This is a genomic window from Pseudomonas retamae (genome assembly GCF_043496865.1).
In the GTDB taxonomy this organism is placed as follows: domain Bacteria; phylum Pseudomonadota; class Gammaproteobacteria; order Pseudomonadales; family Pseudomonadaceae; genus Aquipseudomonas; species Aquipseudomonas retamae.
Map to the genome: position 1 here is coordinate 241,708 of NZ_JBIEIL010000001.1, position 19,138 is coordinate 260,845.

Sequence of the window (19,138 nt, forward strand, 5' to 3'; positions counted from 1 at the left end):
CTTGCCTTCGGACGCTGTGGGAAATTTCCTAGGACGAATGGTTAATGGAAATAACCCAGCAAATACAGGGCTTTGAGGCCAAAAAAAGGCGATCCTCAGGGTTTTGCCAGCTCAAGTGTTTCAAATAACTTCAAAGTTGTAAGTGTTAGCATTTGAGCGTCTATTACTTATTGATGAATTGTCGCGTCACGGCTGTCTGCGTGAGCGCGGCATGAAACTTTCGATTCCGGGTAAATACCGATGAGCACGATCCATGATCAAGCAATGAACTATGTCTATCAGCAAGTGTTGCAACGGTTGCTGAGCTTTTTTTCCCGTGCCGAACGCACGGCCCTGCAGCTGTTGATCCAGCGGCTGGCGGTGGCCGCGGGCGGCATGGAGAACATTGGTCATTTCAAGGTATTGGTGAACCAGTCCGGGTCGCGGGACAGTTGTTACACGCTGGCGTTGCTGCGCGCGGCACAGTTGAGCATTGCGAGTCGGGCGCCGGCGACATTTCAACTGCGAGTCGCCAATCTGCGCTGGAACGGCAATAACCAGACGTCACTGCAGAACATGCATCGCAGCTACAGTGCCTTGTTTCTGTATGACGATCCGCGAGTCGAACTGGTGATGGTGGACCATCGGGAAGTCGTGCCGTTTGATCATCAGTCGCCGGTCAGCGATGCAGGCCGCGAAGCCAATCGCCTCAACCTGTTATTGCTCGGGCATCGCCGCAACCGGGACGAACCGCTGCATTTGTGGGATGACGCCTACCTCGCTACCGCCGAGTTCTATGGCCAGGTCGCGCGCTGGAATCACGGCGTGGACGCAATGATCGGCAGCGAATCGGCGCGCCGTCAGCAGCATTTTCTGGACGGGCTGGACCGTGCTGTTCAAAAGGCTGGCATCGCCGGGCCGCAGGTGAGCAATGTCGGCTTCGACAGACTTTTCCCTTTGCTTGATGCGCTGGGTGGCGATTATTACCGTGAATTCTATCCGGAGGACGAGCGGGTGGTCTGGCGTCCGGAAGGCCAATTTGAAGCCTGTCGGCGCACCAGTTTCATTCATATCAACGACATGATTGTCGGCAAGCTTGAGGAACGCTGGCCATTGCTCAGTGATTTCCTCGGTTTTCAGGCGGACGACATGACGCTCTATCAAACCGACGATGAACACGCAGAACCCGTAGTGGTGGCTCATTTGCGCGGTTTGCAGGCGCAATTCATCGAAGGGCGGACCTACGAGGCGGGAGTCGGCGATTACCTGACAAGCAGTTTGCTGACGATGCGGCAAAAACAGGTACCCGAATCCGTGTGCGAGCAAATGCTGGCCAGTTTCGGCAATTTGCGCGAGTTCGATCAATTGGGCGCGCAGGCGGAAGGGGCTTTGTCAGCCAGCTTCGATTTGAACCAGATACAACTGACATGCCTGCTGTTTGCCCCGTTCATCGACGGCGGCGCTGGCCTGGAGGCGTTCCTGCGCCATTGTCACCCTGGCATGCTGGTGGCGATTCCGGACCTGCACCGGGCGATGCAAGGCCTGCATGCCCCCGAGCAGGTCGTGAAGTGGATGACCGATGTCAGCGGGCTGCCGCTCAGGTTGATCGTGCGTCTCTATGCCATGGGGCCGGTTTGTCTGTCTGCACCAGGCCCGGCCGAGTCGCCCGGCCTCGACGACCATTGCGCCGCAGCACAGCCGCCGATAGACCGATCGGCGAAAGGCTGATGATGAACGCCTCGTCTGGAGATGAATGGATGCCCACGGATACGGGATTGTGAAAGCGTCGAGGGACAATGACTTCGTTTATCAGGCGGTTTATCGGTATCTGACCTTGTTGATAGACGAGGCTGGAAAGGGGCCTCCCGTGCGCTTGCCTTCGCTGCGGCAACTGGCAGAGCGACTAAGCGTATCAATCTCGACGGTGCAGTACGCCTATTCGCTGCTGGAAAAGGAGGGGCGTGTCTACTCGATCGCCAAGTCCGGATATTACGCTCAGGCGCTTCACGATATGGATTCGCTTGATGGCAGCCATGATCTGCTGGAAACGGTGTACGTCAACGCCAGACGCCCGGGCATGTGCGTGCTGAGCGCCGACGACCCGGCATCATTGCAGCCACTGGACAGTCCGTTACTGATGCTGGAACGCGAGTTGCTGCGCCAGTATCCACGGCAAGCACCTGCGCTGGTTCAACCCTGCGGCGAGCGGGAGTTGCGCACCGTATTGGCCGCGCGATACACCACATCCACGGCCAATTACTGGCGAGCGGATGACGTCTATATCGGCGCGGACTTGCGCGGGGTGCTGGAGATTCTGATTTCGGTGCTGGAATTGCGCGGTGCCACCGTGGTGGTTGAATCGCCATGCGACTGGGTGATCCTGCGTCTGCTGGAAGCGGCGCAGGTGCACGTCATCGAATTGCCGCTGCTGGGCGGAGGGCAGGTGGACCCGCAACGGCTCGAGTCGCTGCTAAAGCACGAATCGGTGCGCTTGATGCTGGTGTCTTCTGCATTGAATATGCCGTGCGGCAGTCTGCGACCGTTGAGTAACCAGCAGGCGATTGCGCATTTATTGGCATTGCATGGCACCTGGGTGCTGGAAAACGATTGCTACAGCGAACTGCATGATGGTGAAGGTGCACAGCCCTTGCGCGATTGGCTGGATCCTGAACGGTTGCTGGTGTTCTCGACGTTCGAAAAATTCATCGGCGCAGAAGCACCGTTCGGTTTTCTGTTGTCGCGGCATTGGCGCCATGAGTTGCAGCGGCACTTTCTGTTGCGCGCGTTCCGCTTGTCACCGATCCGCCAGAAAGCCATTGCCAGACTGCTGGGTGGCGGTCGACTGGACCAGCATCTGTCGGTATTGCGAAGAATGCTCAAAGAGCGTCGCACGCCGTTGATTGCATTGTTGCATGATCGCCTGGGCGATGCCGTGCACGTCGTCGAGCCTGAAGGCGGCGCGACCGTGTGGGTGCGCTCGTTGCGACCGGTCAACATGGCTCAGGTTTTCCAGCGGCTGCTCAGACAGCAGATCGTGGTTGCGCCGGGCGAATTGTTCAGCTTGCAGGGGTTGCACAGGCAAAACCTGCGTTTGAGTTCACTGAGTCATGGTGAGCGTGATCTGGCCAGTGTGGTCGGATTGCTGGGGGATGCCTTGCGCCTGGCGCCCGCTGAGTAACGTTAAAAAACATCGGAAGAGTTCCGGATAGATCCCGTCGCACGACGGTCAAACTGCCAGTAAACTGCGCTCTATTCCTGAATCACTCCATTTCAGAGGTTTTGCATGACACTCAGTCCTTTTGCGGGCAAACCGGCACCGGCAGAACTGTTGGTCGATATCCCGCGACTGGTAACGGCTTACTACACCGGACAGCCCGACGCGTCGATTTCCACTCAGCGTGTGGCGTTCGGTACTTCCGGACACCGGGGCAGCTCGTTCGACCTGAGTTTCAACGAGTGGCACGTTCTGGCGATCAGCCAGGCCATTTGCCTGTACCGCGAAGCGCAAGGTATTACCGGGCCATTGTTCGTCGGCATCGACACGCATGCGCTGTCGACCCCGGCCGGTGCCAGCGCGCTGGAAGTCCTGGCAGCCAACGGTGTCACGGTGATGATCGCCGAAGGTGATGAATACACGCCGACACCGGCCATTTCCCACGCCATTCTCTGCTACAACCGTGGCCGCACCTCGGGCCTGGCAGACGGCATCGTTATCACGCCGTCGCACAACCCGCCTCAAAGCGGTGGTTACAAATACAACCCTACCAATGGCGGGCCGGCTGATACCCACATCACCAAGTGGATCGAAGCCAAGGCCAACGAATTGTTGGTCAACAAACTGGCAGGTGTGAAACGCATCAGCTACGAGCAGGCGCTCAAGGCCAGCACCACCCATCGTCATGACTACGTCAACACCTACGTTGCCGACCTGATCAATGTGATCGATTTCGACGCCATCCGTGACGCCAAACTGCGTCTGGGTGTTGATCCGCTGGGTGGAGCAGGGGTGCGCTACTGGTCGGCGATTGCCGAGCATTACCGTCTGGATCTGCAAGTGGTCAACAAGGAAGTCGATGCGACGTTCCGTTTCATGACCGTCGACTGGGATGGGCAGATTCGCATGGACCCGTCCTCCAGCCACGCGATGCAAGGCCTGATCGGCCTGAAAGAGCGCTTTGACGTTGCGTTTGCCTGCGACCCGGATCATGACCGCCACGGTATCGTCACACCGTCGGGAGGTTTGCTGGCACCGAACAGCTATCTGGCGGTTTCCATCGATTATCTGTTTCAGAATCGTCCGCAATGGCGTGCGGATGCCGCCGTGGGTAAAACCGTGGTCAGCAGCGGCTTGATCGACCGCGTCGCCAAACGTCTGGGCCGTCGTCTGTACGAAGTCCCGGTCGGTTTCAAATGGTTCGCTGAAGGCCTGTTCGATGGCTCGCTGGGTTTTGGCGGCGAAGAAAGTGCGGGTGCGTCGTTCCTGCGCAAGGACGGCGGCGTCTGGAGCACCGACAAGGATGGTCTGATTCCGGCCCTGCTTGCCGCCGAAATGACCGCGCGAACCGGGCGCGATCCGAGCCAGGCGTACAAGGCGCTGACCGATGAGTTGGGCGAGCCGTTCTCGGTGCGCGTCGATGCCAAGGCCAATCCGGAGCAGAAGGCGCTGCTGAGCAAGCTGTCGCCGGAGCAAGTGACCTCGACCGAATTGGCCGGTGAGAAAATCCAGAGCATTCTCAGCCACGCGCCGGGTAACGATCAGGCGATCGGCGGTCTGAAGGTGATGACCGAGAACGGCTGGTTCGCCGCACGGCCGTCGGGCACTGAAGACATTTACAAGATCTACGCCGAGAGCTTTATCGGTGATGACCACCTCAAACAACTGGTGGTTGAAGCGCAGGCATTGGTGGATGGGGCTATTTCCAGCCGTTGATGCTTGAACGATGACAAAAAGCCCCCGTCATCTCACGATGGCGGGGGCTTTTTCATTTCAAACAGCAACCAGCATTCCCTGTGGGAGCGAGCCTGCTCGCGAATGCGGCGTATCAGCGAACGAACTCATCGACTGCAACTACGCCATCGCGAGCAGGCTCGCTCCCACAAGGGGTTGCAATGGAGGCCTCAGGCCAGATCCACCAGCACGATTTCACTGTCTTCAACTGCAGTCACCGTCAGCACTTGCTCCTGCGCAACCGCAACGCCGTCTCGAGCTTGTGCACGCAAGCCGTTGACTTCAATCACACCGGTAGCCGGGACGAGATACGCGCGGCGCCCTTCATCCAGACGGTATTCCGCGGTTTCGCCGGCTTTGAGATTCGCTGCAACCAGACGCGCATCGGCGCGGATTCGCAGGCTCTGATTATCGCCGTCCTTGCCGCTGGCCAAGGTTACAAACCCTTCACGCTGGCCTTTCGGAAACGGTTTGGCTCCCCAGGAGGGCGGCGCACCGGTTTCAGTCGGCAGAATCCAGATCTGGAAGATCCGCGTGTCCTGGGTCTCCAGATTGTATTCACTGTGCGCAATGCCGGTGCCAGCGCTCATCACCTGTACATCGCCGGCTTCGGTGCGGCCCTTGTTGCCCAGGTTGTCCTGGTGAGTGATCGCACCTTCACGCACATAGGTGATGATTTCCATGTCGCGGTGCGGATGCTGCGGAAAACCGCTGCCGGCGGCGATCACATCGTCATTCCACACGCGCAGGTTGCCCCAGTTCATGCGTTGCGGGTCGTAATACTCGGCGAACGAGAAATGATGGTGGGCGTCGAGCCAGCCGTGATTGGCTGCGCCCAGCGAATTGAAAGGTCTGAGTTCAAGCATGATCGTCTCCGCAATAGGTTCGGCACAGGGCGAAACCGGTGGTTTATGACGGCGATCATCTACCCGTTAACTATCGATAAAAAGCGTAAAAAATGCGCCATTACCATCGAATTACTTGATGTAAAGAAAAACAAAAACATCTCACCCGACTTTCATTTCATCGTCTAAACCGATGACCCATAAGCATTTCGCTAGAAACGCGCGGCGAATCCGGCCACCATAGCCGCCTTAGCCTCACACACTGGAGCCGTCTGCGTGGCGCAACACACCCCCGATCTCCCTCCCGAACTTCGTCCATTGGCCGAGATGCCCTGGTTCAAACGCCTCGCGGCGCGTTTTTTCGGCCATGGCTTGACCCGTTTGCGCGCGCAGCACCGTGCGTCCTGGTTGCACGGGCAGGCGGATGGCTTTCGCAGCGGGCACACCGCCGGTGTCGATTACGGCTTTAAACAAGGCAAGCTCGAAGGGCTAGAGGAAGGCCGGCAGGTGCTGCTGATTCGCGACAGCCGCAACACCGAGCACCGCCCGCCCAGCGTCGACAATCATTTGTTCGACGATTGGCGACTGCCGCTGACGGCCGAACTGAAAAAACGCATGAAAGCCGATGTCGCCCGCCTGCTGCCTGCCCACGCGCAGCCGAGCGCCGCGCAATGGAAGATGATCTTCAGCGAAACGCCGTCGACCTCGGTGGTCGCCGGGGCCGGTGCGGGTAAGTCGACCACGCTGGTGCTGCGTATTCTTCTGCTAAAGCACTATCTGGGTTTCGAGCTGGACTCAATGACGGTGGTGACCTTCACCCGCGAGTCACGCAAGGATTTCATCAACAAACTGATTGAAGTGTTCGCACTCTGGGATTTGCCAGTGAATCTGCGCCAGGCTCGTGAACTGGTGCGTACCTTCCATTCGCGCATTCTGCCAATGGTGCGGAGCTTGCCGGGTTTCGAGCGTTTACAGGCTTTCGAGAATCTCAGTGACAGAGCGCAGGGCGCTGCCGAAGAGGTCGACAGCAACCCGTTTGACTTGCGCATCAATGACGCGCAGCGCCAGCAGCTCAATGCCTGCTATCACCGCTTGTTTAACGAAGACGAGCGTTTCTGTCAGCTGATTCAGCCGTTATCCCGCGCCGGTTTGCAGTTGAAAGAGCTTGAGCGTGATCACCCGGACGTACAGAAACGCGTAGCGGTAACGGAACTGGCGTCGCGGCGTGATGAAGAACTCTGCGATGTGATCGAGGATCTGTGGTTTCGCGCCGGTGCGTGGCCGATCAAAGGCATCGAGCCGAATCGGCAGACGTTCGAGATCAATGGTGCGAAATTCCACAGTCACGGCTACATCCCGAGCCTGGACGCGTGGGTGGTACTGGGTTTCGATCAGCGCGAAAATCCGCAGCTTTGCCGGCCAAACGCCAAACTCAGCGTGCGCGCAGAGTGGGCGGTAAAGCGCACCCTGTTTCAAGCTTTCTGCCGTAAGCCATTGATCTGGATTGATAGTTACGAATCGTCAAGGCGCGTTTTGGCAACCTTGGGGGGTGATGCCAGCGCCGGGCCGGGCTTCGAATACAAGGTCAAGGGCGAGCTGGCTTCCGCGCCGCTGCTCGATTGTTTTGTCGCTGCGGCCGGGTTTATCGAGAACCTGGGGCTGGATGTGCCTGACGCCGTCAGTCGCATGAGTTTCGCCAAGGACGACCCGGACCGGTTTTTCTTCGAAGCGCTGAGCCTGTTCTGGCGTGCTTTCGAGGACCATCTGCTTGATCAGAAACCACCGGTCATGACCTACAACCGGATGTTCGCCTTGTTCAGCGAGCATTCGCCGGAAAACCTCAAGCTGTTGAGCGATGAGCTGCTTCGGCCGCTGTCGCACCTGATGATTGACGAATTTCAGGACGTTTCGCCGCAAATCGTCTCGTGGATACGCGCAAGCCTCGCAGAAATTCGCAGCCGAGGCCCGGCCATGCATGTCGGGCGCGGCGCGCAGCGATCATCGTTGCTGTGTGTTGGCGATGACTGGCAGTCGATCTACGGCTGGCGCGGCAGTTCGCCGAGTTACTTCATGGCGTTCGACAAGGAATTCCCGTCGCCGAGCACGACGCGTGTGATGCTCAGCGACAATTACCGCAGCCACCAACACATCATCGATGCCGCCGAACATATCGTTCGCGCGGCGCCGGCCATCCCGGGCAAAAAGGCCAGGGCCAGCGGTGCGCCCAAGCCGTTGCAAGCGGTCAACGTTCTCGAACGAGACGATCAGGCACTGGCCGAGCGCTTGTCCGAGCACTATCGCCAAGGCCATTCGATCTTGATGCTTTATCGAAAAAGCGGCGATAAGTCATTGATAGCAGAACATATTCAGGCCGTAGTTAATGTGGATTCGAGCTTGCCCTATGAGGCTCGGCGTCTGAAACAACTGACCTACCACAGCGCCAAAGGCTTGCAGGCCGATGCGGTGTTCCTGCTCGGCGATTGCCAGCACCTGACCAGCTCGCCGTACAAGAATCAGGTTTACCGCATGGCCGGCCTCGGTAAAGCGGGCGACAGCGATCCCTATGACAACGCGCAAAAGGACGAAATCCTGCGCCTTGCCTATGTCGGTATCACCCGTGCTGTCAGCCATTGCTATTGGTACGTTGAGCCCCAGGAAGGGCAAGCGGTGAACATGCCACGGGCGTCCGATCGGGTCGCCAGCAACAAGCCGTTCTTTGTTGATCATCGCAAAACCAGATAAACCATCTGAACACAAAAAAGCCCGCACACTGCGGGCTTTTTTCTTTTTATATCAATGGGCTAGGCGTAACTCCTGAGAGACTCTGGAGGAATGAAAGCTTCCAGCTCATCCTCCACGGCCTCGATGATTCGTTCCACGTCTGCCGCATTCATGACCGTCGCGCAGGGAATACCGGCGATGGCAATCATGGTTTCCCCACTGGCGCGATCGAACAGACGGGCAACCATGCTGCCTGGCGCGTCCATCGTTGCTTCGAAACCCATGGGATGAAAATGCCAGCGCATCAGCTGGCATGCATTGGGGAACGTGACTTTGCTAAACCCTTTATTCATGTGTTGCCCGCCTTCTTCATCGAGCGCTTCCTTTTGCTCATGTTAGGTGGGAAGAGCCTTCATTGGCTCAACCGGTGACAGTTATTAAAAGTAGCATCGAGTTGTGAAATTCTCGTGAGAATTTTCAGTCCATTTGGCGATTGCAGCGATTATTTTGATGTGGATCACGTCGCCCAGAGAAGTTACCAAATGGCCATCACTGATTTTTCGTTGCCGCACCTGCCGATCTTGGGCAAGCTCGGTTCTTTTTTTCGAGCCTTCCATGCAAACCGATGACGACGGCCCCGATCAGACCCAGGCCACGGCGGCTGTGGTCATGCGCTACCACTTGAGCTGGAAACATCGTGATCTGGACAGCGTCATGGCGCTGTATCACCCGGACATCCAGTACAACGATTTTTTCCAGAACCGCGTGCTTGGCCTTGATGAATTGCGTGAGTACGTGCGGGTCAGCATGCCGCGAGAATCCGACGAACTGCTTGAGCATTGCGACCGCATTCGCGTCGATGGCAACACTGCGTTCATTCAATACGAAGTGACCTTACGCGGTGGTGATGGCCTGGTGTCGTTCCGCTCGAGCGAGGCGATCACGGTCAGGGATGGGCTGATCTGGCGGGTCAACGAATACGCCTCGCTGGTGCGCACGCAAACGGCTGGTACTGCCTCGGCGAGTCAGCGGCCGGCAGCGAGTCGCCTGGGCCTGTCGCCGCGCCAGTTGAGCTTCATGGCCGAAGACCTGCAGCAATACTTCGAAAAGCAGCAGCCGTACCTCGATCCCGAACTCGACCTGCAGCGGGTGGCAAAGGAGTGCGGCTACAGCCGCAACCAGATTTCCTACCTGCTCAATCAAGTGCTGGGGCAAAGCTTCTACCGCTACGTCAATCAGGCGCGCTTGCAACATTTGCTGCGCTCACTCGACAGCGCGGTGCCGCCGCTGCGTATCGATGAGCTGGCGTTCGCCGCCGGTTTCAATTCGTTGTCAGCGTTTTACAGCTGTTTTCGCCAGCACACCGGCCAGTCGCCCAAGGCCTACGTCAAGCAAATTTCTTTGCGGGCACGCGCGCAAGACATGGGTTGAGCAGTGCCACTAGGATCGACGCCATCGAAGATTTTCAGTGGCGGAGTCTGGCATGCCGGCGTGGCGCACGATCAGTTTGTGGATGGACCAGCTCGACGAGTCGCTAACCGCGCGGCCCGAGCTTGAGCGAGACCTGGATGTCGATGTGGCGATTATCGGCGCCGGCTATACCGGGCTGTGGACGGCCTATTACCTGAAAAAACACGCACCGGGCCTCGACATTGCGATTGTCGAAGCGCAAACCGCCGGTTTTGGCGCATCCGGGCGCAATGGCGGCTGGCTGATGGGCAACCTGCTCGGCGAGGATCGCTTGCTCGCCGGACTGTCGCCAGAGCAGCGTCGTGCGTCATTCGATCTGCTGCACAGTATTCCCGATGAGGTAGAAATCGTCCTCGAACGAGAGGGTATTGACTGTGATTATCGCAAGGGCGGGGTGCTGTACTGCGCGGCACGTTATCCGGAGCAAGAAGCGAACCTGCGCGATTATCTGGCAAAACTCCGCGCCCAAGGCCTGACTGACGACGATTACCGTTGGCTCAGCCCGGAACAACTGGCGCAGCAGATCCGCATCGCCAAGCCATACGGCGGCATTTACGCGCCTCATGTAGCGACCATTCACCCGGCGAAACTGGTGCGGGGGCTGGCGCGTACCGTGCAGGCCATGGGCGTGAATATCTACGAAAACAGCCCGGTCACTCAATGGCAGTCCGGCAGTTTGCGCACGGCCAAGGCCAGTGTGCGCAGCCGCTGGATCGTGCCGGCCGTCGAGGGCTATTCGGTAACGTTGCCACCGCTGGGCCGTTATCAGTTGCCGGTGCAAAGCCTGATCGTCGCCACTGAGCCGCTGTCCCAGGCAACCTGGGACGAAATCGGCCTCAATCGCGGTCAGGCCTTCAGCGAGTTCAGCCGTCAGGTTACCTATGGCCAGCGCAGCGCCGATAACCGTTTGATCTTCGGCGCGCGCGGCGGTTACCAGTTTGCCGGCAAGCTGCGCCACAACTTTGATCTGAGCCGCGATGAAGTCGAGCTGCGGCGCTATCTGTTCGGCGAATTGTTCCCTCAGCTGAAAAACGTGCAGATCACCCACGCCTGGGGCGGCAATCTCGGTATGTCGCGGCACTTCAAACCGCACATGCTATGCGACCTTGCCAACGGCATCGCGCTGTCGGGTGGTTATGGCGGGGAGGGCGTCGGTGCCAGCAATCTCGGCGGCCGGACTCTGGCTGATCTGATTCTTGAGCGCGACAGCGAACTGGTGCAGCAACCCTGGGTGCTGGCGGATGGCGGCATTCATGCCTTGCGCGCCTGGGAGCCGGAACCGTGCCGCTGGCTCGGCTACAACGCGATCATCAAAAGCTTCGTCCACGAAGACCAGACTCTGGCGAACCCTGCGACTGCGCCGTGGCGACGCAAACTCGCCAGCCGGGTCGCCGGTTTCATGGAAGGTTTCATGCATTGAACGTCGTCATTTCCACAAACAGGTAAGCCCATGAGCATCACCCAGTTCAAGAATACCGCCACTTTACAACTCGATGAATCCAGCCCGGTGGCCGTGCCCCTCGGCGAGCCGGTCGCGGTGGCCTCGACCACCAGCGTCGAGCGCGACGATGGCGTCGAAACCGGCGTCTGGGAATGCACCCCCGGGCGCTGGCGGCGGCAGATCACCGCGCAGGAGTTCTGCCATTTCATTTCCGGACGCTGCACGTTCACCCCCGACGGCGGTGGCGAAACCCTGCACATACAAGGTGGCGACGCACTGATGTTGCCGGCCAACACGCTCGGTATCTGGGATATCCAGGAAACCGTGCGCAAGAGCTACGTGCTGATTTTCTGATTATTTGATCCTTTGATTGCCTGCCAACAAGAAAGACAACCCACACAGGAATCGATCCATGATCCGCAAGACCCTCGCTCTGGCACCGCTGATGCTCGCCGTTTCCCTTGCTCAGGCCGCGGAAACGGTCAAGGTTTACAACTGGTCCGACTACATCGCGCCGGATACCACCAAAAACTTCGAAAAAGCCATGGGCATCGGCGTCACGTACGACGTCTACGACAGCAACGAAACCTTGGACGGCAAGTTGATGACCGGTAAATCCGGTTACGACGTGGTGTTTCCGTCGAACCATTTCATGGCTCGGCAGATCCAGGGCGGGGCGCTGAAGAAACTCGACAAGAGCCAGTTGCCGAACTGGAAGAACCTCAACCCGGTGCTGCTCAAGGCGCTGCAGACCAATGACCCGGGCAACGAACACGGTTTTCCGTATCTGTGGGGCAGCACCGGCATCGGTTACAACATCGCCAAGGTCAAGGCGGTGTTGGGTGACAACGCACCGGTGGATTCCTGGGACCTGATCTTCAAGCCCGAGAACATGCAGAAACTGCAGAAGTGCGGGGTAGCAATTCTCGACAATGGGCCGGAATTGCTGCCGGCGGCGCTGAATTATCTGGGCTTGCCGCACCACAGCAAGAATCCCGAGGACTATAAAAAAGCCGAAGCGCTGTTGATGAAAGTTCGGCCGTATGTGAGCTATTTCCATTCGTCGAAATACACCAGTGATCTGGCCAATGGCGATATTTGCGTGGCGGTGGGGTTCTCCGGGGACATTTTGCAGGCGGAGAACCGGGCGAAAGAGGCGAAGAATGGTGTCGAGATTGGCTATGCGATTCCCAAGGAGGGCGCGGCGATCTGGTTTGACATGGTGGCCATGCCGGCTGATGCGCCGGATGAGAAGGCCGGGTATGCGTTCATGAATTATCTGTTGCGCCCTGAGGTGATGGCGGGGATCAGTAATTATGTGCATTACGCCAATGGTAATGAGCAGGCGGATGGCTTGATTGATCCGGCGATCAGGAACGATACGAAGGTTTATCCGAGCCCTGAGATGATGGGTAAGCTGTTTGCGCTGGAGGCGATGCCTTTGAATATTGACCGGGTGCGGACGCGTGTTTGGAACAAGATTCGTACGGGGAGTTGAGCTTCTTTTTGGGCTTTGGACTTGGCGGCCTCTGGGCCGACCAGGTTCCTGGGGTTTTGGGTGAATATCCGTTTGCTTGGGTGTTGCGGCTGGCGGTTTCGCCCTTACGGCGAGTCCCTTTTTCAGACGCCGGAGTGCCGGCCCAGCAAAAAGGAACCAAAAGGCTTTGCTCCTGCGTTCGGCCCTCGCAGGCTCGGGTTCCTTCGCTCCGGGATCGCTCCGGGCGCAGCGGCTACGGTTTGCTTCGCTGCACCTCCTTCCGCTGTGTCTGGCTGCGCCAGACGGTCGCTGCGCTCCCACGCCCGGATCAATCCCTCTACTCAGCCTTCCGATGTCGCTGGTTAGGCAAGATCAAGGGCACTCGAGCTGGCGCTCATTGTTGAGTGGTTAGAAGCGGGTGGTTGGCTTTGGATTTGTGGTGGAGTTTCCCCTCACCCCAGCCCTCTCCCCCTGGAGAGGGAGCCGATCTGCTTTGGCTTTGAAAATCGCGTGCGACTCGGTATCCCGTCGGCGTAGATCTCACATCCACCCCGGTCGGTTCCCTCTCCCTCCAGGAGAGGGCTAGGGTGAGGGGCTTTTCGGGGGAGCGCCGCTTTAAAGGTTTTCACTCCCAATATTATTTGATATCAATCCAATATCGCCGCATTAAAAAGTGCGACGCACCTAACAAAATCAAACTTACCGATATTTAATATTTAAATAGAAAATCGTCAGACGATTTCGCACTCGCTTAGCAACTTCAAACAATCTTCAACCTTTGCGTGCCATGTTTCCGGCCATTTACCCGGAACACTCTCCTTCCAACTAAAAAAATCCTTTACGCAACATTTCCAATTGTGTCAGGTTTCTTACGCCTTCATTGGGCGAGTGATAGGACGATCTCGCCAGGGATCGTCCTATCGGACAAAAACTGTTCCATTGCTTAACAAGGAAGTGTGTTTATGTCGAAAGTCAAAACCAGTGCTGTTGATTCCGCCGAGCAGGCGTTTCAGTTGGCTGCCTTCAGTTCGGCCTACAACCAGATCAACAGCTTCAGCCATCAATACGATCGTGGCGGTAATCTCACGGTCAATGGCAAACCGTCCTATTCCGTCGACCAGGCCGCTACGCAGTTGCTGCGCGACGGTGCTGCTTATCAGGACAAGGACGGTAGCGGCAAGATCGAGCTGACCTATACGTTCCTGACCTCGGCTTCGTTCAGCACGATGAACAAGCACGGGATCAGCGGGTTCAGCCAGTTCAGTGCGCAGCAGCAGGCTCAGGCCAAGCTCGCCATGCAGTCGTGGGCCGATGTGGCCAATGTGACCTTCACCGAGAAAGCCTCGGGCGGTGACGGGCACATGACCTTCGGTAACTACAGCGGTGGTCAGGATGGCGCGGCGGCGTTCGCTTATTTGCCGGGGACCGGTGCCGGTTATGACGGTACTTCGTGGTACCTGATTAACAGTGGTTATACGCAGAACAAGACCCCGGACCTGAACAACTACGGCCGTCAGACCCTGACCCACGAGATCGGTCATACCCTCGGTCTTGCGCACCCTGGTGACTACAACGCCGGCAATGGCAACCCGACCTACAACGATGCGACCTACGGGCAGGACACCCGCGGTTACAGCATCATGAGCTACTGGAGTGAAAGCAACACCAACCAGAACTTCAGCAAGGGCGGGGTCGAGGCGTATGCCTCTGGGCCGCTGATGGACGATATCGCCGCCATCCAGAAGCTCTACGGCGCCAACATGAACACCCGTACCGGTGACAGCACCTACGGCTTCAACTCCAACACCGGCCGGGATTTCCTCAGTGCTTCGTCGTCCAGCGACAAAGTTGTGTTCTCGGTCTGGGACGCGGGCGGCAGGGACACCCTGGATTTCTCCGGCTTCACGCAGAACCAGAAAATCAACCTTAATGACGCCTCGTTCTCCGACGTCGGTGGCATGGTCGGCAACGTGTCGATTGCCAAAGGCGCGATCATCGAGAACGCCATTGGTGGTTCCGGCAGTGATTTACTGATCGGCAACAGCGTGGCCAACGAGCTCAAGGGCGGTGCCGGTAACGACATCCTCTTCGGCGCGGGCGGTGCCGACAAGCTGTGGGGCGGTTCGGGTTCGGACACCTTTGTGTTCGCGGCCAGTTCCGATTCCAGGCCGGGGGCGATCGATCAGATTCTCGATTTCGTCAGCGGTCTGGACAAGATCGACCTGACGGGCATCACTAACGGCGCAGGCCTGCACTTCGTCAACAGCTTCACCGGTGCGGCCGGCGATGCAGTGCTGACCTCGTCGGGTGGCAACAGCCTGTTGTCGGTGGACTTCTCCGGGCACGGCGTGGCTGACTTCATCGTCAGCACCGTTGGCCAGGCAGCCACCAGCGACATCGTGGCGTGATGTAAAAGGACCAAGCGGCGCGTGATGCGCCGCTTTGTCCGCTTGCATTGAGCTGGACTGTAAGCAAGGCTACACGCCGGAGTGATTATTCCCATGATCGGTAAGGCTTTTACCTACAAGGCAGAGGCGTGGCTTATGGCGGCGTTCATCATGGTTTCAGGAGAAACGAGCATGGCAAGCAGCCTCAGACTGGAAGATCCGGCGGTATTTGCCGGGCAGTGGCAAGCGACATTGTCTGCGGCAGGTGATGATCGGCAGGCGCAAAAGCATCAGGACAAGCCCTCGAACACCTGTACGGTGGAGTTGCGCGCGAACCAGACGTTGGGTGAAGGCGCCGACTGTCTCGGCGCCTGGCTGGAGCAACCGCCGATCGGCTGGTTTGCCGAACCTGACGGCCTGTCGGTCACGGGCAACGAAGGCTCAAGAATCCAGTTCTTCAGCCGACAACGTGATGGGCTTTATCTGAGTACTTTGAAATCGGGCCTGATCATTACCCTTGAGCGCACAGCGCGTTGATCGGCAGCGATCAAGTCAGAAACGAAGTTTGAATATAAAGGACTGCCTCGGCGTTATAAGCCACCCTTAATTGACAACTGCTCCGTAGTTCAAGGTGCTAGTTGTTATGAAAGTGTAAGCGCCAGGCGAAAATGCAAGTTCCGCCAGTGTGCGGATTATCAACTCGAATTTCGCCAATGAATGGCGAGAGATTGTTTTCAGGAATACTCAATGAAGATGGCGAAGGCTCCAGCCACCGCTCCCTTGTTCAAGGCTTTGGCTGACTATAAAAGCATCCTGATCAGTGTCGGTTGCTTCACGGCGCTGATTAACGTGCTGATGCTGGTGCCCTCCATCTACATGCTGCAGGTCTATGACCGCGTGCTCTCGTCGCAGAACGAAACGACCCTGGCGATGCTGTCGCTGATGGTGGTCGGCTTCTTCGCCTTCATCGGCCTGCTGGAAGTGGTGCGCAGTTTTATCGTCATCCGTATCGGCAGCCAGCTGGAACGCCGTTTTAACCTGCGGGTGTATCAGGCCGCGTTCGAACGCAACCTGTTCAAGGGCGAGGGCAATGCCGGGCAATCGCTGGGCGACCTGACCCATATTCGCCAATTCGTTACCGGCCCCGCGCTGTTCGCGTTTTTCGATGCGCCGTGGTTTCCGGTGTATCTGTTTGTGATTTACCTGTTCAACGTCTGGCTTGGCGTACTCGCCACGGCCGGCGCGCTGTTGCTGATCGCGCTGGCGTGCCTGAACGAATACATGACCAAAAAGCCGTTGGGCGAAGCCGCGGGTTTTTCGCAGAAATCCAGCCAGTTGGCTACCAGCCATTTGCACAACGCCGAAACCATTCAGGCGATGGGCATGCTCGGTTCGCTGCGCAAGCGCTGGTTCCAGGTGCACTCGCGCTTTCTCGGTTTTCAGAATCAGGCCAGCGACACTGGCGCGGTGATCAGCTCGCTGAGCAAAACCCTGCGTCTGTGCCTGCAATCGCTGGTGCTGGGCCTCGGCGCCTTGCTGGTGATCAAGGGCGATATGACCGCCGGCATGATGATCGCCGGCTCCATTCTGATGGGCCGCGTGCTCAGCCCGATCGACCAGTTGATCGCGGTGTGGAAACAATGGAGCGGGGCGAAGCTGGCTTACCGCCGTCTCGACGCGCTGCTGCAAGCGTTCCCGCCGAGTGACGACGCCATGGCGCTGCCGGCGCCGAAAGGCCAGATCACCTTTGAACAGGTGAGCGCCGGCCCGCCGGGGCAGCGTAACGCGACCTTGCATATGGTCAATTTCAACCTCGCCGCTGGCGAAGTGCTTGGTGTGCTCGGCGCTTCCGGTTCGGGTAAATCGACCTTGGCGCGGGTACTGGTCGGCGTGTGGCCGACGCTGGGCGGCACCGTGCGCCTGGACGGCGCGGATATTCATCGCTGGAATCGCGATCAGCTCGGCCCGTACATCGGTTATCTGCCGCAGGACATCGAACTGTTCAGCGGCAGCATCGCCGAGAACATCGCGCGTTTCAGCCAGGCCGACCCGCAGCAAGTGGTGGCGGCCGCACAACAGGCCGGCGTCCACGAGATGATCCTGCGCTTGCCGCAAGGCTACGACACGCAGCTGGGCGAGGACGGCAGTGGCTTGTCCGGCGGCCAGAAGCAGCGCGTCGCCCTGGCCCGCGCGATGTATGGCACGCCGACGCTGGTGGTGCTCGATGAACCCAATTCCAACCTCGACACCGTCGGCGAAGCAGCGCTGGCCAGTGCGATTGCCGCACTCAAGGCGCAGGGCACCACAGTGGTGCTGGTGACGCATCGTTCTTCGGTGCTGGCCCAGGCTGACAAGTTGCTGGTGCTCAACGAAGGCCGCCTGCAAGCCTTCGGCCCGAGCCAGGACGTGCTCAAGGCGCTCTCCGGCAACCCTGAACAACAACGTGAAAAAGCCGCGCAGGCACCGGGCGGGCTCAGCATGAGCCGACAGTATCAGCCCTCGACGAGGAATTCGGGTGTATGAGCAGCGCAAGCATGAACACTGAAAACGAAGCGAACATGGAACACGCCTACCTGAGCGAGCGCCCGGAGCGCGATGCGAAGTTTTTCGCGCGCATGGGCTGGATTCTGGCGATCGTCGGCGCCGGCAGTTTCTTTACCTGGGCGGCACTGGCGCCGCTCGATCAGGGCATTCCGGTGCAGGGCACCGTTGTGGTTTCCGGCAAGCGCAAAGCCGTGCAGTCGATGAGCAGCGGCGTGGTCAGCCGGATTCTGGTGCGCGAAGGCGAGATCGTGAAGCAGGGTCAACCGCTGTTCCGTCTCGACCAGACTCAGGTCGCCGCCGACGTGCAGTCGCTGCAAGCGCAATACCGCATGGCCTGGGCCAGCCTCGCGCGCTGGCAGGCCGAGCGTGACAACCTCAAGCAAGTGACTTTCCCGGCGGAACTGAGCAGCGATCCGGACCCACGCCTGGCGCTGGTGCTGGAAGGCCAGCGGCAACTGTTCAGCAGTCGCCGCGAGGCGTTCTACCGCGAGCAGGCCGGATTGCGCGCGAGCATCGAAGGCGCCACCGCGCAACTGGCTGGCATGCGCCGCGCCCGCACCGACCTGAACGCGCAGGCTGACTCGCTGCAACAGCAACTGAGCAACCTGCAGCCACTGGCTGACAACGGTTACATCCCGCGCAACCGCTTGATGGAATATCAGCGGCAACTGTCGCAAGTGCAGCAGCAACTGGCGGAAAACACCGGCGAGAGCGGCCGGGTCGAGCAGGGCATCCTCGAAACGCGCCTGAAGCTGCAACAGCACAGCGAGGAATATCAGAAGGAAGTGCGGACGCAACTGGCCGACGCGCAACTGAAAAGCGTGACCCTGTCGGAGCAACTGACCTCGGCCGGTTTCGACCTGCAACACAGCGAGATTGTCGCCACTGCCGACGGCGTCGCAGTCAACCTCGGCGTGCACACCGAAGGCGCCGTGGTGCGCCAGGGCGAAACGTTGCTGGAGATCGTGCCGCAGGGCACCTCGCTGGAAGTCGAAGGCCACTTGCCGATCAGCCTGATCGACAAGGTCGGTACGCATTTGCCGGTGGACATTCTGTTTACCGCGTTCAACCAGAGTAAAACCCCGCGCGTACCGGGCGAAGTCAGCCTGATTTCCGCCGACCAGATGGTCGACGAAAAAACCGGCGTGCCGTACTACGTGCTGCGCAGCAGCGTCAGCGACCAGGCCATGGAAAAGCTCAACGGTCTGGTGATCAAACCCGGCATGCCGGCAGAAATGTTCGTGCGCACTGGTGAACGTTCACTCCTCAATTACCTGTTCAAACCGCTGCTCGACCGGGCCGGTTCCGCATTGACCGAGGAATAAG

General features: G+C 58.7%; 14 protein-coding genes. 12 read left to right on the plus strand and 2 right to left on the minus strand.

What is annotated here, in order from left to right:
• Positions 1–240 precede the first annotated feature (240 nt).
• The 3 genes from ACGSLL_RS01015 (at position 241) to pgm (ending at position 4,909) form a co-directional block, all read left to right on the plus strand.
• Entirely contained in the window at positions 241–1,707 is a 1,467-nt protein-coding gene (locus ACGSLL_RS01015) for a hypothetical protein (protein WP_394502268.1), read from the plus strand.
• A 49-nt stretch (positions 1,708–1,756) separates the two neighbouring features.
• Positions 1,757–3,157 (plus strand): aminotransferase-like domain-containing protein, encoded by a 1,401-nt coding sequence (locus ACGSLL_RS01020; RefSeq protein WP_394503065.1) that lies wholly within the window; start codon positions 1,757–1,759, stop codon positions 3,155–3,157.
• A 105-nt stretch (positions 3,158–3,262) separates the two neighbouring features.
• On the plus strand, positions 3,263–4,909 hold the full coding sequence (gene pgm / locus ACGSLL_RS01025) for a phosphoglucomutase (alpha-D-glucose-1,6-bisphosphate-dependent) (RefSeq protein ID WP_394502270.1): 1,647 nt from the start codon (positions 3,263–3,265) through the stop codon (positions 4,907–4,909).
• A gap of 188 nt (positions 4,910–5,097) precedes the next feature.
• Here the strand turns inward: pgm and ACGSLL_RS01030 are convergent, their stop codons facing one another.
• A complete protein-coding gene (locus ACGSLL_RS01030; RefSeq protein ID WP_394502272.1) occupies positions 5,098–5,793 on the minus strand; it encodes a pirin family protein in 696 nt (231 codons plus the stop codon).
• 255 nt (positions 5,794–6,048) lie between these two features.
• Here ACGSLL_RS01030 and ACGSLL_RS01035 point away from each other — a divergent pair, with 255 nt between their 5' ends.
• The gene (locus ACGSLL_RS01035; RefSeq protein WP_394502274.1) at positions 6,049–8,514 is read left to right on the plus strand and encodes a UvrD-helicase domain-containing protein; all 2,466 of its coding nucleotides are present in this window, start codon (positions 6,049–6,051) and stop codon (positions 8,512–8,514) included.
• Between the two features lie 59 nt (positions 8,515–8,573).
• Here ACGSLL_RS01035 and ACGSLL_RS01040 read toward each other — a convergent pair whose 3' ends face one another.
• On the minus strand, positions 8,574–8,846 hold the full coding sequence (locus ACGSLL_RS01040; RefSeq protein ID WP_203418104.1) for a DUF1652 domain-containing protein: 273 nt from the start codon (positions 8,844–8,846) through the stop codon (positions 8,574–8,576).
• Between the two features lie 262 nt (positions 8,847–9,108).
• On the opposite strand from ACGSLL_RS01040, the gene ACGSLL_RS01045 reads away from it, so the two are divergent.
• The 8 genes from ACGSLL_RS01045 to ACGSLL_RS01080 all read left to right on the plus strand — a co-directional run bounded on the left by ACGSLL_RS01045 (position 9,109) and on the right by ACGSLL_RS01080 (position 19,137).
• A complete protein-coding gene (locus ACGSLL_RS01045; RefSeq protein ID WP_394502277.1) occupies positions 9,109–9,924 on the plus strand; it encodes a helix-turn-helix domain-containing protein in 816 nt (271 codons plus the stop codon).
• A gap of 52 nt (positions 9,925–9,976) precedes the next feature.
• Positions 9,977–11,383 (plus strand): NAD(P)/FAD-dependent oxidoreductase, encoded by a 1,407-nt coding sequence (locus ACGSLL_RS01050; RefSeq protein WP_394502279.1) that lies wholly within the window; start codon positions 9,977–9,979, stop codon positions 11,381–11,383.
• Positions 11,384–11,413: 30 nt separating this feature from the next.
• Entirely contained in the window at positions 11,414–11,758 is a 345-nt protein-coding gene (locus tag ACGSLL_RS01055) for a cupin domain-containing protein (protein ID WP_394502281.1), read from the plus strand.
• A 58-nt stretch (positions 11,759–11,816) separates the two neighbouring features.
• Positions 11,817–12,902 carry a polyamine ABC transporter substrate-binding protein gene (locus tag ACGSLL_RS01060; protein ID WP_394502283.1) on the plus strand — a complete coding sequence of 362 codons (1,086 nt, stop codon included), beginning with the start codon at positions 11,817–11,819 and terminating at the stop codon, positions 12,900–12,902.
• Positions 12,903–13,843: 941 nt separating this feature from the next.
• The gene (locus ACGSLL_RS01065) at positions 13,844–15,289 is read left to right on the plus strand and encodes a serralysin family metalloprotease (protein WP_394502285.1); all 1,446 of its coding nucleotides are present in this window, start codon (positions 13,844–13,846) and stop codon (positions 15,287–15,289) included.
• 93 nt (positions 15,290–15,382) lie between these two features.
• Positions 15,383–15,805, plus strand: a complete 423-nt coding sequence (locus ACGSLL_RS01070) for an AprI/Inh family metalloprotease inhibitor (protein ID WP_394502287.1) — start codon at positions 15,383–15,385, stop codon at positions 15,803–15,805.
• 210 nt (positions 15,806–16,015) lie between these two features.
• Positions 16,016–17,791 carry a type I secretion system permease/ATPase gene (locus tag ACGSLL_RS01075; protein ID WP_394502289.1) on the plus strand — a complete coding sequence of 592 codons (1,776 nt, stop codon included), beginning with the start codon at positions 16,016–16,018 and terminating at the stop codon, positions 17,789–17,791.
• On the plus strand, positions 17,788–19,137 hold the full coding sequence (locus ACGSLL_RS01080) for an HlyD family type I secretion periplasmic adaptor subunit (RefSeq protein ID WP_093101589.1): 1,350 nt from the start codon (positions 17,788–17,790) through the stop codon (positions 19,135–19,137). Before ACGSLL_RS01075 ends, ACGSLL_RS01080 begins: the two co-directional genes overlap by 4 nt.
• The last annotated feature ends 1 nt before the right edge of the window (position 19,138 follow it).

What these genes read in the sequence shown, in the direction of transcription:
- ACGSLL_RS01015 (WP_394502268.1), top strand. Translation starts at nt 241, where the DNA reads ATGAGCACGATCCATGATCAAGCAATGAACTATGTCTATCAGCAAGTG.
- pgm (WP_394502270.1), top strand. Translation starts at nt 3,263, where the DNA reads ATGACACTCAGTCCTTTTGCGGGCAAACCGGCACCGGCAGAACTGTTG.
- ACGSLL_RS01030 (WP_394502272.1), bottom strand. Translation starts at nt 5,793, where the DNA reads ATGCTTGAACTCAGACCTTTCAATTCGCTGGGCGCAGCCAATCACGGC.
- ACGSLL_RS01040 (WP_203418104.1), bottom strand. Translation starts at nt 8,846, where the DNA reads ATGAATAAAGGGTTTAGCAAAGTCACGTTCCCCAATGCATGCCAGCTG.
- ACGSLL_RS01045 (WP_394502277.1), top strand. Translation starts at nt 9,109, where the DNA reads ATGCAAACCGATGACGACGGCCCCGATCAGACCCAGGCCACGGCGGCT.
- ACGSLL_RS01050 (WP_394502279.1), top strand. Translation starts at nt 9,977, where the DNA reads ATGCCGGCGTGGCGCACGATCAGTTTGTGGATGGACCAGCTCGACGAG.
- ACGSLL_RS01055 (WP_394502281.1), top strand. Translation starts at nt 11,414, where the DNA reads ATGAGCATCACCCAGTTCAAGAATACCGCCACTTTACAACTCGATGAA.
- ACGSLL_RS01060 (WP_394502283.1), top strand. Translation starts at nt 11,817, where the DNA reads ATGATCCGCAAGACCCTCGCTCTGGCACCGCTGATGCTCGCCGTTTCC.
- ACGSLL_RS01065 (WP_394502285.1), top strand. Translation starts at nt 13,844, where the DNA reads ATGTCGAAAGTCAAAACCAGTGCTGTTGATTCCGCCGAGCAGGCGTTT.
- ACGSLL_RS01070 (WP_394502287.1), top strand. Translation starts at nt 15,383, where the DNA reads ATGATCGGTAAGGCTTTTACCTACAAGGCAGAGGCGTGGCTTATGGCG.
- ACGSLL_RS01075 (WP_394502289.1), top strand. Translation starts at nt 16,016, where the DNA reads ATGAAGATGGCGAAGGCTCCAGCCACCGCTCCCTTGTTCAAGGCTTTG.
- ACGSLL_RS01080 (WP_093101589.1), top strand. Translation starts at nt 17,788, where the DNA reads ATGAGCAGCGCAAGCATGAACACTGAAAACGAAGCGAACATGGAACAC.